Genomic DNA, 18,613 nt, shown 5'->3' with positions numbered 1-18,613 from the left:
CACACCAAACCTCCTCCGCCCGCACCTAACAGTCGGCAGAGGATGGGCGTACCCTTGGTGTCGCCGAAGCAGAAGGAATCGGTCACGGCAACATCGATCTCCGGCTCACGGACGCTGTTGGGCATCTATCGGGGTCACACGCCGCATCCGGCGTCTCGTGGTTGGTGGTGGGTTACCTGATCACGAACCGCCACAAGGCAAAAAATGGCCTCCGCTCATGGGGTACCCCGATCTCTGCTCAAGGATAATGTGAACAGTGGTGCGCCGCCGCGTGGCGCGTCACCGTGTCTGCGACAAGATTCAACCAGTAGTGTGCTCCTTGATGTAATCGATCGCTTCCTTGACGGTGGTGATCTTTTCGGCATCTTCGTCCGGGATCTCCGTCTCGAACTCTTCTTCCAGGGCCATCACCAACTCGACGGTGTCCAGAGAGTCCGCGCCCAGATCGTCCACGAAGGAGGCCTCGGGAACTACCTCATCTTCTTTGACCCCCAACTGCTCGACCACGATTTTCTTCACTCGGTCTTCGACGCTGCTCATTGTGTTATCTTCCTCCAGATTTAGATGGATGGCCCTGACCCCAGGGCACGCGGTATTCTATTCACAATCGGTTCAGGTCACAATCGGTTCAGGATGAAAGGTGCGTATCCGCCCTCGACGCACCCTTAACTTTGCTGGATTTTGGTCTGTTTTTCCAGCCCACATCTCTCACCGGGGTATAATACTAGCCCTGCTGAGAGAAAACCCACTTTAACTAGAGGGTAAGCGATGAACGAAAAGACCACTGAGACTAAGGCAAAGACCGAGGACGATATTCGAAGCGGGGTGCGCAAGGCCTATGCCGCGGTAGCGGCCACCCACAAAACGGGGGCGTGCTGCGGGGAGCCGAACAATCGTTGCGGCGTGCCCGCCGGCCCTATCGGCGTTGCCTCCACCCGTCTTGGCTATTCCGCAGAGGATCTCGTGGTGGTCCCCGAGGGTGCCGACATGGGACTCGGTTGTGGCAACCCCCGCGCCATTGCCGCGCTCAAGGTCGGCGAGGTGGTCATCGATCTCGGCAGCGGCGGCGGCTTCGATTGTTTCCTTGCCGCGCGCGAGGTGGGCGCCGAAGGCCGTGTCATCGGTATCGACATGACACCCGATATGCTCAGCAAGGCCCGTACCAACGCGCAAACAGGCGGCTACGCCAACGTAGAGTTCCGCCTCGGCGAGATCGAACACCTGCCAGTGGCGGATACCAGCGTCGATGTCATCATCTCCAACTGCGTGGTGAATCTATCGCCGGATAAGCAACAGGTATTCCGCGACGCGTACCGGGTGTTGAAAAGCGGCGGGCGTTTAGCGATCTCCGATGTGGTGACAACCGCCGAGTTGCCGGACGAGGTCAAGTCCGATCAGGCCATGTATTCAGGCTGTGTGAGCGGTGCGGCTTCCTCCGATGCGGTCCGCGCGATGCTCGAGCAGGCAGGTTTTCTCGATATCCGCATCGAGCCCAAGGATGAATCCCGCGAGTTCATCAAGGACTGGGCGCCAGGGCGTGCAGTGGATGACTATGTGGTCTCGGCTTACATCGAGGCGAGAAAACCTTGACCAGTGGTGTTATGATTTTGGGTAGTGGTAAGTCTTTAACTGATAGAGGGTAGGTTGGATCGCTCTGCTGCTAGGCGGACGGAAGTCTTTTTGGACTATCAACCACTTTATCAGTTAGAAGTTCACCAGGTAGTGGTTGATATCTAAGTTGTAACATGACCAACGGCACTGGCCGCTATACCCCCTCTCCCTCCCCAGGGAGAGGGTTGGATGGAGAGGGGATCAAAAAGATGAATCTCTCTACGTTAACACTTATAAATTTACCACTACCGTTCACCACTACCCACTACCGAAATAGGATCAGCCCATGTACATGCCGCCATTGACATGGATGGTCTCGCCGGTGATATAACCGGCCTGCTCGGCGGCGAGAAAGGCCACGACGGCGGCAATTTCTTCCGGATTACCGAGGCGTCCCAAGGGAATACCGGCCAGCAGGTGCTCGCGGTACGTCTCATCCAGGTCCCGCGTCATGTCCGTATCGATGAATCCGGGGGCCACGCAGTTGACGGTGATGCCCCGGGATCCGACCTCGCGCGCCAGGGACTTGGTAAAGCCCATCATACCGGCCTTGGCGGCAGCATAGTTGGTTTGCCCTCCGTTCCCCATTGCGCCGACCACGGAGGTGATGTTTATGATCCGCCCCTTGCGCGCCTTCATCATGCCGCGTAGACAGGCCTTGCTCAGACGATAGACCGAGCTCAGGTCGGTATCGATCACCTCGGCCCACTCCGCGTCCTTCATACGCATGAGTAGATTGTCGCGGACGATACCTGCGTTGTTGACCAGGATCGTCGGGGTACCCAATCTGTCGCTCAAATGCTTCAAGGCGATGTCGATCGAGGTCTGATCGGTGACGTTCAGCTCCACACCCAGGCCTTGGTATCCCTGCTCCCGCAAGGTCTGGTCGATCCGGGCCGCACCGCCCTCGGTGGTAGCGGTACCGGCCACGCTAGCTCCTGCCTCGCCCAGGGCCAGTGCGATCGCTCGTCCGATCCCCCGGGATGCACCTGTTACCAGTGCGATCTCGCCATTAAGCATGTTTCGTTGCCTCCCAAGCTATCGTCAGGCTCGTGGGATTGCACCCCCGAAGACCCAGGTTTCGTCTGTCGAGCGACGGTTCTCGATCCCTTTGCGTTGATTGGCGTTCATTGGCGGATAAATCTTCCGTGAAAATCCTGCCGGCTCGATGTTATCGATGTCAGTACACCAGCAACACCGATCCCCAGGTGATACCACCCCCGAAGGCCTCCATCAGCACGGTCTCACCGCGGCGGATGCGTCCATCCCGTATCGCGACGTCGAACGCCAGGGGGATAGATGCGGACGAGGTGTTGGCATGTTCGCCCACCGTGACGACGACCCGGTCCAGGGGCAGCTTCAGCCGACGCACGACGGCCTGGAGGATCCGAAAGTTGGCCTGATGCGGCACCAGCCAGTCGAGCTCCGACTTCTGCATACCGTTGGCCCGGAGGGTCTCCTCGACCACATCGGAGAGGGTAGTGACCGCTATCTTGAACAGCTCGTTTCCCCTCATCTCGATGTAGGGGTCCCGCTTGCGGTCGCCGACCCCGCCGGGAACCTGGAGTATGTCCGTGTAGGCGCCTTCCGCGTGGAGGTGCGAGGAGAGGATGCCCGGTTCCGGCCCGGCCTCTACCACCACGGCGCCCGCGCCGTCGCCGAACAATACGGCCGTGTCGCGATCCTGCCAGTCGACGATGTACGAGAGGATCTCGGCACCGACGACCAATGCACGCCTTATGCCGCCGGTACGGATGAACTGGTCCACTACCCCGAGGGCATAGACGAAGCCCGTGCACCCGGCCACCAAGTCGAAGGCGCAGCAACCCCGGATACCCAGACGTTGCTGCAGGAAACAGGCGGCGCTGGGGAAGACCTGGTCCGGGGTGGTGGTCGCCACGATGATGAGATCGAGCGCTGCGGGATCGATGCCGGCATCCGCAAGCGCCCGGCGGGAGGCGACTTCTGCCAGCCGGCTACAGCGCTCGCCCTGGGTGACGAGGTGGCGTTTGCGGATCCCGGTGCGCTCGCGGATCCACTCATCGGAGGTGTCGACGATCGCCTCGATATCCTGGTTGGTCAGGACCCTTTCGGGCAGGAAGCCGCCGGTCCCGGCAATGCGTGCATAAAGACTCACGCCCTTGTCCTCTATTCTTCTGCTTTCAATTGCCGCGCTACCTGCTGGGCGATGCGGTCCGGGATGTTGCAGTGAATCTCTTGCTCCGCGATGTGGATCGCGTTCTCGAACGCCAACCGATCGGCGCCCCCGTGACTTTTGATGACGATGCCTTTCAGCCCCAACAGGCTGGCCCCGTTGTAACGCCGGGGATCGAAGGCCCGACCCAAGTGCTTCAGAACCGGCCCGGCCACCAATCCCGAGAGTCGCGTCAGCAGGTTGCGCTTGAAGCTCGCTCTGAGGATATGGCGCACCAGTGCGGCAACGCCTTCGCTGGCCTTGAGGACACTGTTGCCCACAAAGCCGTCGCACACCACCAGATCCACGCCGCCGCGGTAAATGTCGTCTCCCTCGACATAACCGATGTAGTTCAAGCTGCTGCCGGCCAGCCGTTCGTGGGCCTGTTTGACCTGCTCGTTGCCCTTGATCTCTTCCTCCCCGATGTTGAGCAGACCGACCTTGGGGGTCTTGACGCCGGACACCGCCGTCACCAGCTCGCTGCCCATGACCGCGAACTGAAACAGGTGCTCCGCCGTACAATCCACGTTGGCACCCAGATCGAGCATATGGGTCTGTCCCTGCAGGGAGGGTACGGCGGCAATAATGGCCGGCCGATCCACCAGCGGCAGCATCTTGAGCACGAAACGCGCGATCGCCATCAGAGCCCCCGTATTACCGGCACTGACGCAGGCATCGGCGGTGCCGCTCCTGACCAGGTTCAGTGCCACCCGCATGGAGGAATCCTTCTTGTTGCGCAGGGCACTGGAGGGAAGCTCGTCCATACCGACCGCTTGCGAGGCGTGATGGACAGTCAGGCGATCGCCGAAATCGACCCTGCCGAGATGGGGAATGATCGCCTCTTCTTTCCCCACCAGGATCAGCGCCATCTGATTGGATTTGCTTAAGAATTGCAAGGCGGCGGCGGTGACCACGGCGGGGCCGTAGTCACCTCCCATGGCGTCGAGGGCGATGGTTAGACGTTCGGACAAGAGGTACTCGCTCCCGGCGCTGAGAGCCCTGTGCAGGTGTCGTAGAGATAGCGGCGGCCGCCGTCAGTCGTTCTTGTCCACGACCTTGCGGCCACGATAATAACCATCCGACGATACATGGTGACGACGATGGATTTCGCCCGTCGTGGGATCCGCCGCCAGCGTCGGCCTCGACAAGGCATCGTGGGAACGACGCATGTCCCGTTTGGAAGGGGTCTTCCGATTCTGTTGAACTGCCATTTTTGCCTCCGACTCAAGGGGACCATGAATCTTTCAAGGTGCCCTTTAAGGTTACCGTTGCTCCGTGACCCGATTTTGCATTCTCTCTTCAAATCAAGTCGGCCGCCGGAGCTCCGAGTTTCCGCACGGCTGTGATCTATCGAGGATGCACCCCTATCCCCTGCGTTTGAGTTCGGCGAGCACCCTGAAGGGACTCGCCTCACCGGATTGCATCCGCGCAACGTCCACATCCGGCAGCTGCCGCACGCAAAGGGTTGGTTCGTGCATCGGGATCTGAGGCAGCGCAAGCAGCAGCTCATCCTCGATCAGATCCCCAGGTCGGATCGGTTCGTTGCTCACCGGCAGGGGATCATAAGGTTCCGGCAGGTGACGTTCCTCGTCCACACTTAAGACCAATGCCAACAGGGTGTCGGTGCTGACCTTGTGATCGAGTGCCTCCAGGCAACGTTGACAACGCAACTTCAAGGTTGCGACCACCTCGCAACGCAACAGGGCTCGCTGTGCTTCATCACGGAAAAACGCAAGCCGGAACCGAGCATCGCCCGTAGCTTCCACCAGCGAGCCCCGCAACCGCGGCAGGCTCGACAAGGGCAGACGACCTACCAGGACCAACCGACTGTCTACGGCTCGCCAAGGGTCCAATCGATTTGGAAGCACCGAGGACATAAACTTTTAAATTATATATGGACAGCACTTATCTGCCAAAAATATAGGCCCGCCTGTCAGGGCGAGCCAGCGTAGGGCGGGACAGGCCAGGGATGGCCACCTCCCGCCGGTTATCAGCCTCGCTTGCGGCGGGATGCGCTACGCTTTCCCGCCCTACGGTCCTGTCTGCCTATCAGGGCGAGCATCAACTGAGTCCCCATTGAGGCATAATGGCCCCTAACTTGCATTGTCCATCCCATTCCTGCCGCAACGGTCGCGCCCAGATGTCCGAGAAAGAAGACCCCAAAAAGACCAATTTCATTCGCCCCAATTTTATCCGCCGGATCATCGACGAGGATCTGGCCCATGGGAGGCACGCGCGAATCGCCACCCGCTTTCCGCCGGAGCCGAACGGTTATCTGCACATCGGGCATGCCAAGTCCATTGTGCTCAATTTCGGGGTTGCCGAGGATTACCAAGGCACCTGCAACTTACGTTTCGACGATACCAACCCGCACAAGGAAAATCGGGAGTACGTGGAGGCGATCAAGGAGGACGTGCATTGGCTGGGCTACGCGTGGGGAGAGCGGCTCTATTTTGCCTCCGATTACTTCGAGCAGCTCTACGGGTTCGCCGTCGAGCTGATCGAGAAGGGGCGGGCCTATGTCTGCGCGCTGGATGCGGAGCAGATACGCGAGTACCGGGGTACCCTGACCGAACCCGGGCAGGAGAGCCCATACCGCGAGCGTCCGGTGGCGGAGAATCTGGACCTCTTCGCGCATATGCGGGCCGGTGCGTTTCCCGATGGGACCCTGACCCTGCGGGCCAAGATCGACATGGCCTCGCCTAACCTGAATCTGCGCGACCCCGTCCTCTACCGCATCCGCCATGGGGTGATCCATCACCGGACGGGCGACGAGTGGTGTCTGTACCCCACCTATGATTACACCCACCCGATCTCGGATGCCCTCGAGGGGATCACCCATTCCCTCTGCACCCTGGAGTTCGAGGACCACCGGTCCCTCTACGATTGGGTGGTCGCCAATGTCTCGGTACCCTGCAGGCCGCGCCAGATCGAGTTCTCCCGGCTCAATCTCGAGTACGCGGTAATGAGCAAGCGCCGGCTGACCCAACTCGTGGACGAGGGCTTCGTCGCGGGCTGGGACGACCCGCGGATGCCGAGCATCGCCGGGCTGCGCCGCCGCGGCTATACCCCGGAGGCCATCCGCACCTTCTGCGAGCGCATCGGCGTGACCAAGGCCGACAACCTGGTGGAGATGGCCATGCTGGAGAACACCATCCGCGAGGATCTGGACCGCAAGGTCCCCCGGGCCATGGCGGTGTTGCGGCCCCTCAGGCTGGTGCTGGAAAGCTATCCGGAGGACCGGACCGAGCTGCTTACCGTGCCCAATCACCCCAAGGATACGACCAAGGGGACGCGCCCGATTCCCTTCACCAGGGAGCTCTACATCGACCGCGACGATTTCATGGAGGAGCCCGTCCGGGGTTTCAAACGGCTCGTCGCCGGCGGTGAGGTGCGGTTGCGCAACGCCTATGTGGTGCGTTGCGTCCGGGTTGTCAAGGACCGGACCGGAGCGGTCGTCGAGCTGCGGTGTACGCACGATCCCGCCACCCTCGGCAAGAACCCGGAAGGTCGCAAGGTCAAGGGCGTCATCCACTGGGTCTCGGCGCGGCAAGCGATCGCGGCGGAGGTACGGCTCTATGATCGGCTGTTCACGGTGCCGGAGCCGGGCGCGGGGGGGCGGGATTTTCGCGCGGACCTGAATCCGGCTTCCCTGCATACCCTGACGCTGTGCTTCCTGGAGCCGGGCCTGGCGGCGGCTGCGCCGGGCGATCGCTTTCAGTTCGAGCGCGAGGGCTATTTCGTGGCGGACAAGGATTCCCATCCCGCAAGGCCAGTGTTTAATCGCACCGTGACCCTGCGCGATACCTGGGGCCAGAAAATGGGGGGCCGGAAAACGGGGGATTAGGGCCTGTTGACATCCGACGCTGACCGACTGTTTTCACATGTCGAATGGCTGCAACATCCCGGCGGTCCGCACAGCGGACCCTACAGTCGATCAGATGGTTAGCGTAGGGTCCGCTGCGCGGACCTTCTAACTTGTTCCCCTTCTCTCGTTCCCACGCGCCGCGTGGAAATGCGGAAGCTCCGCGCCGCGGAGTGTATCGGAAATGCTATGAGCCGTAGCCGCTACCCTATTGTCGAGCCGCGAGCGCCGCATTTCGTGACATTCACCGTGCTGGAACGGCTGCTGGTATTCACGCGCCCCGATACGGTACAAATCCTGCTCGAAGTCAGCGGACCTTCTGACTTTTTTTGCCTCTGATTATATTCTTGGCAACATATGTCTATGGTGTCATGTTATGGGAATGTCATGGACTGTTCTGCTCGATACGGCGTTCGAGAGGGAGTTTATGGATCTGGCCGAAGCGGTCCAGGACGAATTGCTTGCTCACGCCAAGCTCCTGGAGGTCTTTGGGCCACGGCTCGGGCGGCCCCGCGTCGATACCCTGAAGGGTTCCAAGCACGCGAACATGAAGGAGCTGCGCTTCAATGCCAACCATGGGGTCTGGCGTGTTGCGTTCGCCTTCGACCCGAAACGCCGTGCCATCCTGCTGGTGGCAGGAGACAAAGCAGGGAGGGGCGAGAAACGCTTCTACAAACAGCTCATCTAAGAAGGCGGATGAGCGGTTTGATAACTGTCGGAATGAAGGGGGGGTGAAGCATGAAAGAGTTGAAGGATGCGATAAACGCGCTTGCGGCGGATCGGCGCACCAGGATCGAGACGCGGGCGAAGGCGTTGATTGCCGAGGAGATGACACTGCGGGACCTGCGCAGGGCGCAGGACCTGGCGCAGGAGCGCATGGCGGAGCTGCTCGGCGTGGGACAGGACAACATCTCCCGGTTCGAAGGCCGGGCGGACATGCTGCTGTCCACACTGCGCAGCTACATTGCCGCCATGGGCGGCTCTCTGGACCTGATTGTCCGCTTTCCGGACCGGCCGGCCGTGTCCCTTGCCGCCTTGTTCGGCAACGAGGAGAAGGACAAAGGGGAAGTGCGCCGCAAACGGACAGTGGACAAACACACAGCAGGCTGCCCGGCTTGACACCTACCTAGGACCTCGCCATTGTGACCAAAGGACCCGAGCCAAAGGATCTGAAAGAGAGCCAAGCATTCAAGGCGCGAGTCGTTCGATGCGCCAACCGCACTGTGACTGAATCCCGCCAATCCCCGGCGGGATGACGGGTTGACTGAATGACGTTGCTGCAGGAGTCACCGACATGCCGGTAACCAAAGCGACCTTCTCCAGTTTCGACGAATTGGAACAGTGGACGGCCGAAGAGAGGAGTAAAAACAACCGCCCTCGACATATTCATCTCGTTATCGATATGGAACGAGATGAAAGACCCTCCCGCACCATTACCGATTACAAGGGACCCGTTGAAGAAGAACGGGGGACTTGGAAGGGGAAGGATGGAATCGCAAAGGCAAAGCCCGTGACCACACTGGAACAGTGGAAAGAGGCGCTTATGTCATTGAAAGGTATTTGGGAGGGTCATCCCGAGAAGGAAGAGGAGATGTCGAGAATCCGGAAAGAGTGTAACCGTTTATTTTAATGAAAACAGTGATCCTCGATACCTGCGTTATCATTGACTATTTCAGGAAACATCCCGCTGCTATTGTATTTCTAGAAGGACTTCAACAAGTCCCTCGCATATCGGCCATGACTGTTGCGGAACTCTACGGTGGATTCAGAGGACAACACGAATTATCCGAACTTGAACGATTTCTCGAATTAACCCCGATATTGGAAGTTACTGCCGAAATCGCTATACTCGGTGGATATTTCAGGAATCGATACGCGCCCAGTCATGGAATAGGACTCGTTGATGCGATCATTGGCGCAACTGCGCAAATTAACGGTGCTAAGCTTGTTACCAGGAACGTGAAGCACTTCCCAATGTTTCCCGATCTGGAGTCACCTTATCCATAAGGGCACCTTGAATTTTTGATAGTGCTTAACATGTAGTGGTCGTGTAATTCTCTCAGCGGAGAAGGGAAAGGTTCAGCGGGAAGTTCATCACTACCTGTTAAGCACTACCGAATTTTTCACGGTGCCCCCCTCAAGGCGCGAGTCGTTCGATGCGCCAACCGGCCTGGGGTGTGCGGCGGTAAAGAAAGCGGTCGTGTAGCCGGCTCTCCCGGCCTTGCCAAAACTCGATGGTCTCGGGCTCCACTCGAAAACCACCCCAGAAACCGGGTAAAGGGATCTCGCTCTGGGAAAACTTGCGCCGCATCTCCTCCACCTTGGCATCCAGCAAAGAGCGGGAGCTGATGACCCGGCTCTGGGGCGAGGCCCAGGCGCCGATCTGGTTACCCCGGGGGCGGATGGCGAAGTATTTGAGGGACTCGGCGGTCGGAATCCGGTCGGCCCTGCCCGTGATCTGGATCTGCCTGGCCAGGGCGACCCAGGGGAAGAGCAAGGCGACCTTGGGTTGCGCCGCTATCTGTTTGGACTTGCGGCTCTCGTAATTGGTAAAGAACACGAAGCCGGTCTCGTCATAGAGCTTGAGCAGCACGGTGCGCACCCAGGGCTGGCCGTCTGGGGCTACCGTTGCCAGGCTCATGGCGTTGGGCTCCGGGATGCCGGTAGCGATCGCCTCCTCGTACCAGTGCTGGAACTGACGGATAGGATCGGGCTCCAGGGCTTTCCTGGACAGTCCACGCGCCATGGCCTGGGTGCGGAAGTCCTCCGGGGTGGTCGTCATTTGGATGGGCTAGGGGAAGGCATTCTTCAGCCGAGTGCCACGTCTTCATAAACCGCGGTCAGTGGGCAACGGAAGTCGATGGAGGTGAATACCAGCTCTCCGCTCTCGGCAGCCGGGTGCAGGACCCAGCCCCCCTCGGCGTTGCGACGGAAGATATCGACGAGCGGCCGTTCCGGTTCGATGAGCACATATTCCAGCAGCGAATCGAGCTGCCGGTAGTGGGCGAATTTGGCCCCGCGGTCGAAGGCGGCGGTGGAGTCGGATAAGACCTCGATCACCAGTGTCGGATTGCGCTTGAATCGCTTCTCCCGGCTGTCGGCGGGATCACAGGTGACGAATACATCCGGATAGTAGAAGGCGTCCGCCTGCTCGACGCGCACCTTCATATCCGCGATATAGACCCGGCAGGGGCCGCCGCGGACGTGATTGCGCAACAAGGCGAACAGATTGCCGGCGACGGTGACATGGGCCTCACCGGCGCCGGCCATTGCAAAGACCTCGCCGGCGACATACTCGTGCTTGATCGGCGCGGTCTCCTCACCTGCCAGATAATCGTCAATGCCGATCCTGGCTTGTTCCGCGGTGTTGGTCATTGGGTTGTTTCTTTTTTACCTATTCCAGGGTTCTACAAGTGGAGATCCGAGTCCATCCGTGCATGCAGCACTCGAAGATGATGCGGATTCACGCATCCAACCCCGCTTCTTCCCGTGCTGCACGCCGGATTTGGTGCATATCGAGCGGTGAATCCTCGCCGCTTGCTTCCCCTTCGATGAGGGCTTGGCGCAGGGTTTCGAGCCTCCGTTCACGTTCTTCGAGCAAGCGCAGACCGGCGTAAACCACCTCACCGGTGGAACCGTAACGACCATTCTCGATCTGCCGTGCGATGAACCCTGCAAAATACCCGCTTAAGGAAATGCTGGTGTTCGTGGCCATGTGCGCGGTTTCCTCTCGCTTATTAACCAGTACTATATGCTCATAGCGACCTGTAGGCATCCCGATTTTCGGCCCGGAGTTGGTAACTGTGCAGGGATAGTCCGGTCCCCCAAACAGCGCCGAATCATTCAGGGTTGCTGAAATGCCGTCAACCGAGTGCCACGTCTTCATAAACCGCGGCTACCGGGCAACGGAAGTCGATGGCGGCGAATACCAACTCTCCACCCTCGGCAACCGGGTGCAGGACCCAGCCCCCCTCGGCGTTGCGGCGGAAGATATCGACGAGCGGCCGTTCCGGTTCGATGAGCACATATTCCAAAAGCGAATCGAGCTGCCGGTAATGGGCAAACTTGGCCCCGCGGTCGAAGGCGGCGGTGGAGTCGGACAGTACCTCGACGATCAGTATCGGATTACGCTTGAATCGCTTCTCCCGGCCGTCGGCGGGATCGCAGGTAACGAATACATCCGGGTAGTAGAAGGCGTCCGCCTGCTCGACCCGCACCTTCATATCCGAGATATAGACCCGGCAGGGGCCGCCGCGGACGTGGTTGCGCAGCATAGAGGCCAGGTTGAGCGCGACGGTGACATGGGCCTCGCCGGCACCGGCCATCGCAAAGACCTCACCGGCGACATACTCATGCTTGAGCGGCGCGATCTCCTCGCCCGCCAGATAATCGTCAACGCCGAGCTTGGCTTGTTCCGCGGTATTGGTCACTGGATTGTTCCTGCGCTACAACAGCCCCTGCTCGGCCAGGGATGCGGCATCCCCTTCGCCGACGATGAAGTGATCGAGCACCCGCACCTCCACCAAGGCAAGGGCATCCTTCAAGCGTTGGGTAATCCGCAGGTCCGCCTGGCTCGCCTCGGTGACGCCCGAGGGGTGGTTGTGGGCGAAGATAACGGCGGACGCGTGCAGCTCCAGGGCGCGACGCACGACTTCACGCGGATGCACATTGGCGCCGTCGATGGTGCCCTGGAAGAGCTCTTCGCAGCGGATCACGCGGTGGCGGTTGTCGAGAAAGACGCAGGCGAAGACCTCGCGCGCATGGTGGTACAGCTGGGCCTTGAGATAGGCGCGGGTCGTTTCCGGGCTGGTCAACAGATCCCGATCCTTGATCTCCTCCTCCAGATAACGACGGCTCAAGGCCAGCATGGCCTGCAGCTGGGCGTACTTTGCCTTACCCAGGCCCTTGAGCCTGCAAAAACCCTTCTCGTCCGCGCCGAACAGGCCCTTGAGTCCTCCCAGCTCCGCGAGCAGGTCCCGGGCCAGATCCACCGCGCTCTTTCCCGAGACCCCGGTGCGGAGAAAGATCGCCAACAGCTCGGCGTCGGTAAGGGCCTGGGCGCCGCGGGACAACAACTTCTCCCGGGGCCGCTCTTCCTCGGGCCATTCCGTGATCGACATGTCCCCTCCGCTCCCGTGGGTGGTAACTAGTTGTTAGTGGGTAGTGGATAGTGTCCCGGTCAAACTGCCAAATCAAATGGTTCGTAGGCATTATGGGGGGGTAAGCAAGTCCGCTCAACCTAGCTACTGTCACCAATACTCAATCAGATTTGCTGTTGGCAAAATTTATTTTCAACCAGTAAATTTTTGCGTATACTGCGTACCTTGGCAGGGCGAATCGTCCTGTGTGCTCTTTAACAGACTCGACCTCGATGACTGGTCCTAGACCTTGGCTGCTTCGAACCGTGGAGCAGTCGGTGTTGATTCAACACCATTTCCGAAGCTCACGCTCGTAGTACGGAGTATCGAGACTCCGATGCGCGCATGGCGGCCGCTTTGAGTGCCATTCACTTAGGCGGACTGGTTGGAAATTAGGTTCGTGGCGTTCGCTTCGCTCCATTCGGTCCAGTTGTGTTCTGCGGACTGGTGCAATTGCACCGAGTTGGAACTACCGAGGTATTGCTATGCAAAACGAGTCTTTAAAGAAGGTCTTGGATACCCTCTATGGGTTGAAGCAGACCATGCACGGTGAAGCGAACGCCAGTGTTAATCGGCAGTTGAATGAGGCGATAATCCTTATCCAACAGTGCATTGAGAACGGGAGTGCTGATACAGATATGAACAATAAAGTTCTATCCGTAATTGGCAAAGTGCTGCAAAAAATCCCTAGTATCGCTGCGTTGCTGAAACTGTTTTCCGATTAACACAGCGAACCTTTTTTCTATTTCTTATGAATATGAACCTGGGCAGTACAATAAAGTTAGTCAGAAAGAAGCGGGGATATACACAGTCGCAACTTGCCGACCGTGCAGATATTTCCGTGTCTCATCTTTGCTTGCTGGAGAGGGGAAAACGGGACCCGAGTTTATCTACAATCGAGGCTATTTCAAATGCCCTAAGCATTCCAGTCAGCGTATTGATTTTCCTCGCTGCCGATAACGAGCAAATAACGGAGTTGACTGAAAATCAAATAGAAGAACTGACGCGTAATATCATGGGAATCATAGATGGAGCATCAAGACAGAAAAGCCTATTCTAAAGTCGGACCTATTGGATGTATTGATGCACTGGCATCCATGCTTTCCATTTCTGCCAAAGACTTGCTCACCGTTTCCAAATCTGTTGAAAGTTTCTGGATACCCGGAAAGACACTGAGAAAGAAATCCGGTGAGCCGAGACTAACAAGTAACGCTAAAGAGCCACTCAAGGGGCTCCACGAGAAAATTAAGAATAGGCTGTTAAAGCGGGTCTGCTATCCCTACTACCTTCTTGGCGGCATCTCGGATTCAATGATGCCAAGGGACTACAAATGTCATGCTGCCATCCACTCGGGAAAGAATATCCTGATATCCGAAGATATCAAAGATTTCTTCTCGAGCACAAAAACTGACGTGGTACACTCAATCTGGCAATGCTTGTTCCATACTAGCCCTGATGTTGCATCTGTTCTGACATCCCTGACCACTTACAACGACTGTCTGCCGCAGGGGTGGAAAACGAGTGGATATCTGGCAAACCTCGCTTTTTGGGATTTGGAACCTGATTTGGTAGAAAGACTTGAAAAGCGTGGTTTCTCGTACAGCCGTTTCATAGATGATATAACGGTCTCCTCAAGGTGTAGAATTGGTGCATCTAAAAAGAGTTTTGTCATTTCTGAAATTTACAGAATGCTTAGCTTGAGGGGATATTCACCCAAGCGGGCGAAGCATCGAATAGCGACAAATGATAACAGAATGGGAGTCACTGGCCTTAATGTAAACAAGAATACGTCGTCAATGCCAAAGGAAAAAAGGAAAATCATTCGTGCGATGGTGCATCGCTGTGAAAATCATTACATGCAAGACCGTACCTCAGAAGGTTATAGAAAATCCTGGGAACGTACGTCCGGCAAAGTTAGCACACTTACCAGATTTCATGAGACTGAGGGAAACAAACTCAGAAAGCGCCTGCAGACAGTCAAACCAATACGATGATTCAGCAGGCAACCCACCGGCCTGACGAATGAGATGATGACGATGCAAACCGCCAAACAGGAAGCACTGGAGGCGATTCAACGGCTACCCGACGATGTGGATACCAAAGAAATTGTCTACCGGCTCTATGTACTGGAGAATATCCGGCGTGGTCAACAAGACGCCGCCGAAGGGAAAACCCAATCCGCCGAGGAGGTGCTGAAGGATATTCAATCATGGTGAAGTGGACGAAACATGCCAAACGCCAGCTTCGCCACATCCATGATTACATCGCCCAGGACTCGCCATTGTATGCCGGACGAGTCAGTGAAGAACTGGTCAAGAAAACCATTGGTCTGGATGAACTGCCCCGCAAAGGACGAATGGTACCGGAACTGAATGAAGATGCCATACGGGAGCTAGGGCTTTACTCTTATCGGGTTCTGTATGAGATCAAATCCGATAACCTTATCGAAGTTCTGGCAATCATTCACAAGCGGCGACATTTGGAAGTCGAAGATATTCCTAGTACCTGATTTCGATTGATATTGCTGTAAGGAACGCCCTTTGTGGCGTTCCGAACAGTTTGCGGAACGGCAGGTCGGCCGTTCCCTACAAGTGCAAAATCAGGTGAAATGGTGTACTAGAGATAATAAAAACAAAACCCGGATGAGGAGGAGGGAGTGATCATTCCCGCACAGGCCGGGCTGGGCTTGCCGAGCAAGCAACAACTGCATACATCGACCCCGTGAGCATCAAGGTATTGTTGGGCGTGAGTGGCGGGATTGCGGCCTACAAAGCGGCCGAACTGGTGCGACGCCTGGGTGAGCGTGGGGCCGAGGTCCGCGTGGTCATGACGGCCGCGGCCCAATCCTTCATGACGCCGCTGACGCTGCAAGCGCTTTCCGGCCACGAGGTACGTTGTGACCTCCTGGATCCGGGCGCGGAGGCGGGGATGGACCACATCGAGCTCGCGCGTTGGGCGGACCTGGTGCTGGTGGCGCCCGCGACCGCCGACCTCATGGCGCGCCTGGCCGCCGGTCTGGCCGACGATCTGCTGACCACCCTCGCCCTGGCCACCACAGCGCCGCTGGTCCTGGCCCCGGCCATGAATCATCGCATGTGGCGCCATCCGGCGACCCAGGAGAATCTGGCCCGGTTGCAGAACCGGGGGGTGCGTATCCTGGGACCGGCCCAGGGCGATCAGGCCTGTGGTGAACAGGGCCCCGGACGCATGCTGGAGCCCGACGAGATCCTGGATGCCCTGGCACTCTGCACCCTCTCGTCCGGCATCGGCCCGCGGCTCGCGGGAAGGCGGGTCCTGATTACCGCAGGCCCCACCCGGGAGGCCCTGGACCCGGTCCGTTACATCAGCAACCGCAGCTCCGGCCACATGGGGTACGCCCTGGCTGGGTCCCTCACCGCCCGTGGTGCCCAGGTGGTCGTGGTCAGCGGACCGAGCGCCCTGGCCGCGCCCCACGGGGTGGAGCTGGTGCCCGTGGAGTCAGCACTGGAGATGGAGGCGGCGGTGATGGCGCGGGTCGGGGACTGCGACCTCTTCGTCGCCGCGGCGGCGGTCTCCGACTACCGGCCGCAAGTGCCGGCGGGGCAGAAGATCAAGAAGGACCAAGCCGAGCTGAACCTGCGCCTGGTCAAGAACCCGGACATCCTGGCCCAGGTCGCCGCCCTGGCCCAGGGTCCCTTCACCGTCGGCTTCGCCGCCGAGACCCAAGACCTGGAAGCGCATGCGCGTACCAAGCTCACGGCCAAGGGACTGGACATGATCGCGGCCAATCTGGTCGGCGGCGAAACCGGCGGGTTCGACCGCGCGGAAAACGCCCTGCTGGTGTTGTGGCCCGGCGGGCGCCGATCGCTGCCCCTCAGCCCCAAGGCCCGGCTGGCGGATGCCCTGGCCGACCTGATCGTGGAGCGCTACCTTGCACAGGCTCCAAGTCAAGATTCTTGATGCCCGGCTGGGTCGGGACTACCCCCTGCCGGAGTACGCTACCGCAGGTTCCGCGGGCCTGGATCTGCGGGCGATGCTTGACAGACCGCTGGACCTGGACCCCGGACGGTGCGAGCTGATTCCCACCGGCATGACGATCCATATCGCCGAGCCGGGTATTGCGGCCCTGATCCTGCCGCGCTCGGGATTGGGACATAAGCACGGCATCGTCCTGGGCAACCTGGTCGGTCTGATCGATTCCGACTACCAGGGGCCGCTATACGTCTCCTGTTGGAATCGGGGCCACACTCGGTTCCGCATCGCGGTCGGTGAGCGGATCGCCCAGCTGGTGCTGGTCCCGGTCCTGCACGCAGACTTGCAGGTCGTCACCGATTTTACCGACTCCGAGCGCGGCGGTGGTGGGTTCGGCCATACCGGGCGCCGCTGAGCCGGGCGGTATCCGAAGCCCTTATCAGGACCTCGATACAGTGCCGAAGTACCAATAACAACAGTTTGGTCTTCGATCGGGAATCCTTTTTTTGCCGCAAATGAACGCGAATCAACGCAAATCGGTCGTAAAAGATCAGATGGTCTTTTTTGTCCATAGATGATGAATATATTCACAGATTGTTTCGTTTTTAATCTGTGAGAGAACGTAAGAGAACAATCGAGATGTCAGTTGCCATCGCACGCGCCCACAAGATCGCCCAGGTACTTATCGAGGCCCTGCCCTATATCCGGCGTTTTCGCGGCAAGACCATGGTCGTCAAGTACGGCGGCAATGCCATGGTCGAGCAATCCCTCAAGCAAGGCTTCGCCCGCGACCTGGTGCTGATGAAGCTGGTGGGCATCGACCCGGTAGTGGTGCACGGCGGTGGTCCCCAGATCGGGAGCCTGCTCCAACGCTTGGGCAAGGACAGCGAGTTCGTGCAGGGCATGCGGGTTACCGACAGCGAGACCATGGACGTAGTCGAAATGGTACTGGGTGGTCTGGTCAACAAAGAGATCGTCAATCTCATCAATCGGCACGGCGGCGCGGCCGTGGGTCTGACAGGCAAGGACGGGGACCTGATCCACGCCCGTAAGCTGCGCCTGCACCACGACGCACCGGAGCTGAAGGCCACGGAGATCCTGGATCTCGGCCATGTGGGCGAGGTAGAGCGGATCGACGCGAGCGTCGTCAATATGCTGATCCGGGGTGAGTTCATCCCCGTCATCGCCCCCATCGGCGTCGGCACAGACGGCTCCTCCTACAACATCAACGCGGACCTGGTCGCCGGCAAGATGGCGGAAGTGCTGGGGGCGGAAAAGCTCCTGTTGCTGACCAATACGCCGGGGCTGCTCGACGCCTCCGGCGCGCTCATCAGCGAGCTGGATGCGGAAGCCGTCGCTGGCCTGATCCGGCAGGGCGTCATCACCGGCGGCATGTTGCCCAAGATAAAATGCGCCCTGGACGCGGTCCATGCGGGCGTGCGCTCCGCCCACATCATCGATGGCCGCGTGGAACATGCGCTCCTGCTGGACCTGTTTACGGACGAAGGCGTGGGGACCCTGATTCGGAGCGAAAAGTCAGGGAATAAGACTTAGAGACTGTCTAAAAACTAACACATTGATTTTCGGCTGGCTCCCCAGGCTCCAGCGTGGGAGCAAATCCCGACGCTCCAGCGTCGATTAAGCGCCTCGGTAGGCTAACCGCCAACGCCTATCAGCACAGAAGAGCTGCGTCCGCTGGAGCGGACAAGCTGCCGTTCCCACGCTGGAGCGTGGGAACGAGCGTGAACCCTTCTACGCTAACCATTTAAAAATTTACCACTACCACCCGCTCGACCGCCGAACAACAGCAGCATTCTTCAAGGGCGCCCTTATTTAGACGTGTATTTCTCTGGT

Annotated in this window: 26 protein-coding genes; 15 read left to right on the top strand and 11 right to left on the bottom strand. The window is 58.9% G+C overall.

Annotation, left to right across the window (positions count from 1 at the left end):
• Nucleotides 1-300: 300 nt before the first annotated feature.
• On the bottom strand, nucleotides 301-540 hold the full coding sequence (gene acpP / locus E1958_RS11465) for an acyl carrier protein (RefSeq protein ID WP_089723812.1): 240 nt from the start codon (nucleotides 538-540) through the stop codon (nucleotides 301-303).
• Between the two features lie 228 nt (nucleotides 541-768).
• On the opposite strand from acpP, the gene E1958_RS11460 reads away from it, so the two are divergent.
• On the top strand, nucleotides 769-1,590 hold the full coding sequence (locus tag E1958_RS11460) for an arsenite methyltransferase (protein ID WP_133511991.1): 822 nt from the start codon (nucleotides 769-771) through the stop codon (nucleotides 1,588-1,590).
• 300 nt (nucleotides 1,591-1,890) lie between these two features.
• On the opposite strand, the gene fabG is transcribed toward E1958_RS11460, so the two are convergent.
• The 5 genes from fabG to E1958_RS11435 form a co-directional block, all read right to left on the bottom strand.
• Complete coding sequence (gene fabG / locus E1958_RS11455; RefSeq protein ID WP_133511990.1) at nucleotides 1,891-2,631, bottom strand: 3-oxoacyl-ACP reductase FabG; 741 nt, start codon at nucleotides 2,629-2,631, stop codon at nucleotides 1,891-1,893.
• A gap of 160 nt (nucleotides 2,632-2,791) precedes the next feature.
• Nucleotides 2,792-3,748 (bottom strand): beta-ketoacyl-ACP synthase III, encoded by a 957-nt coding sequence (locus E1958_RS11450; protein ID WP_133511989.1) that lies wholly within the window; start codon nucleotides 3,746-3,748, stop codon nucleotides 2,792-2,794.
• An 11-nt stretch (nucleotides 3,749-3,759) separates the two neighbouring features.
• Nucleotides 3,760-4,776 (bottom strand): phosphate acyltransferase PlsX, encoded by a 1,017-nt coding sequence (plsX, locus tag E1958_RS11445; protein WP_133511988.1) that lies wholly within the window; start codon nucleotides 4,774-4,776, stop codon nucleotides 3,760-3,762.
• A 63-nt stretch (nucleotides 4,777-4,839) separates the two neighbouring features.
• On the bottom strand, nucleotides 4,840-5,016 hold the full coding sequence (gene rpmF, locus E1958_RS11440) for a 50S ribosomal protein L32 (protein WP_133511987.1): 177 nt from the start codon (nucleotides 5,014-5,016) through the stop codon (nucleotides 4,840-4,842).
• 153 nt (nucleotides 5,017-5,169) lie between these two features.
• Complete coding sequence (locus E1958_RS11435) at nucleotides 5,170-5,658, bottom strand: YceD family protein (protein WP_166664641.1); 489 nt, start codon at nucleotides 5,656-5,658, stop codon at nucleotides 5,170-5,172.
• A gap of 287 nt (nucleotides 5,659-5,945) precedes the next feature.
• On the opposite strand from E1958_RS11435, the gene E1958_RS11430 reads away from it, so the two are divergent.
• The 6 genes from E1958_RS11430 (at nucleotide 5,946) to E1958_RS11415 (ending at nucleotide 9,677) form a co-directional block, all read left to right on the top strand.
• A complete protein-coding gene (locus tag E1958_RS11430; RefSeq protein ID WP_133511985.1) occupies nucleotides 5,946-7,652 on the top strand; it encodes a glutamine--tRNA ligase/YqeY domain fusion protein in 1,707 nt (568 codons plus the stop codon).
• Nucleotides 7,653-7,859: 207 nt separating this feature from the next.
• Nucleotides 7,860-8,009, top strand: coding sequence for a hypothetical protein (locus E1958_RS20290; protein ID WP_165741663.1), 150 nt, complete (start codon nucleotides 7,860-7,862; stop codon nucleotides 8,007-8,009).
• A 43-nt stretch (nucleotides 8,010-8,052) separates the two neighbouring features.
• Nucleotides 8,053-8,358: a type II toxin-antitoxin system RelE/ParE family toxin gene (locus E1958_RS20890; RefSeq protein WP_243448336.1), complete on the top strand. Its 306-nt coding sequence runs from the start codon at nucleotides 8,053-8,055 to the stop codon at nucleotides 8,356-8,358.
• 50 nt (nucleotides 8,359-8,408) lie between these two features.
• The gene (locus E1958_RS20885; protein ID WP_207787628.1) at nucleotides 8,409-8,789 is read left to right on the top strand and encodes a helix-turn-helix domain-containing protein; all 381 of its coding nucleotides are present in this window, start codon (nucleotides 8,409-8,411) and stop codon (nucleotides 8,787-8,789) included.
• A 175-nt stretch (nucleotides 8,790-8,964) separates the two neighbouring features.
• A complete protein-coding gene (locus tag E1958_RS11420; protein ID WP_133511984.1) occupies nucleotides 8,965-9,300 on the top strand; it encodes a hypothetical protein in 336 nt (111 codons plus the stop codon).
• Nucleotides 9,300-9,677, top strand: a complete 378-nt coding sequence (locus E1958_RS11415; protein WP_133511983.1) for a type II toxin-antitoxin system VapC family toxin — start codon at nucleotides 9,300-9,302, stop codon at nucleotides 9,675-9,677. Before E1958_RS11420 ends, E1958_RS11415 begins: the two co-directional genes overlap by 1 nt.
• A gap of 130 nt (nucleotides 9,678-9,807) precedes the next feature.
• Here E1958_RS11415 and pdxH read toward each other — a convergent pair whose 3' ends face one another.
• The 5 genes from pdxH to radC form a co-directional block, all read right to left on the bottom strand.
• Nucleotides 9,808-10,452 (bottom strand): pyridoxamine 5'-phosphate oxidase, encoded by a 645-nt coding sequence (pdxH, locus tag E1958_RS11410; RefSeq protein ID WP_133511982.1) that lies wholly within the window; start codon nucleotides 10,450-10,452, stop codon nucleotides 9,808-9,810.
• 26 nt (nucleotides 10,453-10,478) lie between these two features.
• Nucleotides 10,479-11,045 carry a Uma2 family endonuclease gene (locus E1958_RS11405; RefSeq protein ID WP_133511981.1) on the bottom strand — a complete coding sequence of 189 codons (567 nt, stop codon included), beginning with the start codon at nucleotides 11,043-11,045 and terminating at the stop codon, nucleotides 10,479-10,481.
• An 88-nt stretch (nucleotides 11,046-11,133) separates the two neighbouring features.
• The gene (locus E1958_RS11400) at nucleotides 11,134-11,385 is read right to left on the bottom strand and encodes a type II toxin-antitoxin system ParD family antitoxin (RefSeq protein WP_133511980.1); all 252 of its coding nucleotides are present in this window, start codon (nucleotides 11,383-11,385) and stop codon (nucleotides 11,134-11,136) included.
• 148 nt (nucleotides 11,386-11,533) lie between these two features.
• Nucleotides 11,534-12,100 (bottom strand): Uma2 family endonuclease, encoded by a 567-nt coding sequence (locus tag E1958_RS11395; RefSeq protein ID WP_089728915.1) that lies wholly within the window; start codon nucleotides 12,098-12,100, stop codon nucleotides 11,534-11,536.
• A gap of 15 nt (nucleotides 12,101-12,115) precedes the next feature.
• Nucleotides 12,116-12,790 carry a RadC family protein gene (gene radC, locus E1958_RS11390; protein WP_089728912.1) on the bottom strand — a complete coding sequence of 225 codons (675 nt, stop codon included), beginning with the start codon at nucleotides 12,788-12,790 and terminating at the stop codon, nucleotides 12,116-12,118.
• A gap of 503 nt (nucleotides 12,791-13,293) precedes the next feature.
• On the opposite strand from radC, the gene E1958_RS11385 reads away from it, so the two are divergent.
• From E1958_RS11385 to argB, 8 genes are all read left to right on the top strand, one after another.
• Nucleotides 13,294-13,533: a hypothetical protein gene (locus E1958_RS11385; RefSeq protein ID WP_133511979.1), complete on the top strand. Its 240-nt coding sequence runs from the start codon at nucleotides 13,294-13,296 to the stop codon at nucleotides 13,531-13,533.
• A gap of 26 nt (nucleotides 13,534-13,559) precedes the next feature.
• Nucleotides 13,560-13,868, top strand: coding sequence for a helix-turn-helix domain-containing protein (locus E1958_RS22015; RefSeq protein ID WP_207787629.1), 309 nt, complete (start codon nucleotides 13,560-13,562; stop codon nucleotides 13,866-13,868).
• Complete coding sequence (locus tag E1958_RS11375) at nucleotides 13,837-14,802, top strand: reverse transcriptase family protein (RefSeq protein ID WP_133511978.1); 966 nt, start codon at nucleotides 13,837-13,839, stop codon at nucleotides 14,800-14,802. Before E1958_RS22015 ends, E1958_RS11375 begins: the two co-directional genes overlap by 32 nt.
• Nucleotides 14,803-14,844: 42 nt before the next feature.
• Nucleotides 14,845-15,024 carry a hypothetical protein gene (locus E1958_RS11370; RefSeq protein WP_133511977.1) on the top strand — a complete coding sequence of 60 codons (180 nt, stop codon included), beginning with the start codon at nucleotides 14,845-14,847 and terminating at the stop codon, nucleotides 15,022-15,024.
• A complete protein-coding gene (locus E1958_RS11365) occupies nucleotides 15,018-15,317 on the top strand; it encodes a type II toxin-antitoxin system RelE/ParE family toxin (protein ID WP_133511976.1) in 300 nt (99 codons plus the stop codon). The genes E1958_RS11370 and E1958_RS11365 overlap by 7 nt, the downstream gene beginning before the upstream one ends.
• Nucleotides 15,318-15,529: 212 nt before the next feature.
• On the top strand, nucleotides 15,530-16,747 hold the full coding sequence (gene coaBC, locus E1958_RS11360; RefSeq protein WP_424945079.1) for a bifunctional phosphopantothenoylcysteine decarboxylase/phosphopantothenate--cysteine ligase CoaBC: 1,218 nt from the start codon (nucleotides 15,530-15,532) through the stop codon (nucleotides 16,745-16,747).
• On the top strand, nucleotides 16,719-17,174 hold the full coding sequence (gene dut / locus E1958_RS11355; protein ID WP_133511974.1) for a dUTP diphosphatase: 456 nt from the start codon (nucleotides 16,719-16,721) through the stop codon (nucleotides 17,172-17,174). Before coaBC ends, dut begins: the two co-directional genes overlap by 29 nt.
• 224 nt (nucleotides 17,175-17,398) lie before the next feature.
• On the top strand, nucleotides 17,399-18,313 hold the full coding sequence (argB, locus tag E1958_RS11350; protein ID WP_133511973.1) for an acetylglutamate kinase: 915 nt from the start codon (nucleotides 17,399-17,401) through the stop codon (nucleotides 18,311-18,313).
• The last annotated feature ends 300 nt before the right edge of the window (nucleotides 18,314-18,613 follow it).

This window comes from Candidatus Thiosymbion oneisti, from assembly GCF_004359955.1.
Classification (GTDB): Bacteria; Pseudomonadota; Gammaproteobacteria; order Chromatiales; family Chromatiaceae; genus Thiosymbion; species Thiosymbion oneisti.
The sequence above is the reverse complement of the archived record's forward strand: the minus strand, read 5'-3'. Positions and strand labels throughout refer to the sequence as shown.

Excerpts from the sequence above, each read along its gene's own strand:
- E1958_RS22015 (WP_207787629.1), top strand. The coding sequence starts at position 13,560 with ATGAATATGAACCTGGGCAGTACAATAAAGTTAGTCAGAAAGAAGCGG.
- E1958_RS11460 (WP_133511991.1), top strand. The coding sequence starts at position 769 with ATGAACGAAAAGACCACTGAGACTAAGGCAAAGACCGAGGACGATATT.
- E1958_RS11415 (WP_133511983.1), top strand. The coding sequence starts at position 9,300 with ATGAAAACAGTGATCCTCGATACCTGCGTTATCATTGACTATTTCAGG.
- fabG (WP_133511990.1), bottom strand. The coding sequence starts at position 2,631 with ATGCTTAATGGCGAGATCGCACTGGTAACAGGTGCATCCCGGGGGATC.
- E1958_RS20290 (WP_165741663.1), top strand. The coding sequence starts at position 7,860 with ATGAGCCGTAGCCGCTACCCTATTGTCGAGCCGCGAGCGCCGCATTTC.
- E1958_RS11365 (WP_133511976.1), top strand. The coding sequence starts at position 15,018 with ATGGTGAAGTGGACGAAACATGCCAAACGCCAGCTTCGCCACATCCAT.
- E1958_RS11405 (WP_133511981.1), bottom strand. The coding sequence starts at position 11,045 with ATGACCAACACCGCGGAACAAGCCAGGATCGGCATTGACGATTATCTG.
- radC (WP_089728912.1), bottom strand. The coding sequence starts at position 12,790 with ATGTCGATCACGGAATGGCCCGAGGAAGAGCGGCCCCGGGAGAAGTTG.
- E1958_RS11420 (WP_133511984.1), top strand. The coding sequence starts at position 8,965 with ATGCCGGTAACCAAAGCGACCTTCTCCAGTTTCGACGAATTGGAACAG.
- E1958_RS11370 (WP_133511977.1), top strand. The coding sequence starts at position 14,845 with ATGCAAACCGCCAAACAGGAAGCACTGGAGGCGATTCAACGGCTACCC.
- E1958_RS11375 (WP_133511978.1), top strand. The coding sequence starts at position 13,837 with ATGGAGCATCAAGACAGAAAAGCCTATTCTAAAGTCGGACCTATTGGA.
- E1958_RS11385 (WP_133511979.1), top strand. The coding sequence starts at position 13,294 with ATGCAAAACGAGTCTTTAAAGAAGGTCTTGGATACCCTCTATGGGTTG.
- E1958_RS20885 (WP_207787628.1), top strand. The coding sequence starts at position 8,409 with ATGAAAGAGTTGAAGGATGCGATAAACGCGCTTGCGGCGGATCGGCGC.
- E1958_RS11430 (WP_133511985.1), top strand. The coding sequence starts at position 5,946 with ATGTCCGAGAAAGAAGACCCCAAAAAGACCAATTTCATTCGCCCCAAT.
- pdxH (WP_133511982.1), bottom strand. The coding sequence starts at position 10,452 with ATGACGACCACCCCGGAGGACTTCCGCACCCAGGCCATGGCGCGTGGA.
- rpmF (WP_133511987.1), bottom strand. The coding sequence starts at position 5,016 with ATGGCAGTTCAACAGAATCGGAAGACCCCTTCCAAACGGGACATGCGT.
- argB (WP_133511973.1), top strand. The coding sequence starts at position 17,399 with ATGTCAGTTGCCATCGCACGCGCCCACAAGATCGCCCAGGTACTTATC.
- acpP (WP_089723812.1), bottom strand. The coding sequence starts at position 540 with ATGAGCAGCGTCGAAGACCGAGTGAAGAAAATCGTGGTCGAGCAGTTG.
- E1958_RS20890 (WP_243448336.1), top strand. The coding sequence starts at position 8,053 with ATGTCATGGACTGTTCTGCTCGATACGGCGTTCGAGAGGGAGTTTATG.
- E1958_RS11400 (WP_133511980.1), bottom strand. The coding sequence starts at position 11,385 with ATGGCCACGAACACCAGCATTTCCTTAAGCGGGTATTTTGCAGGGTTC.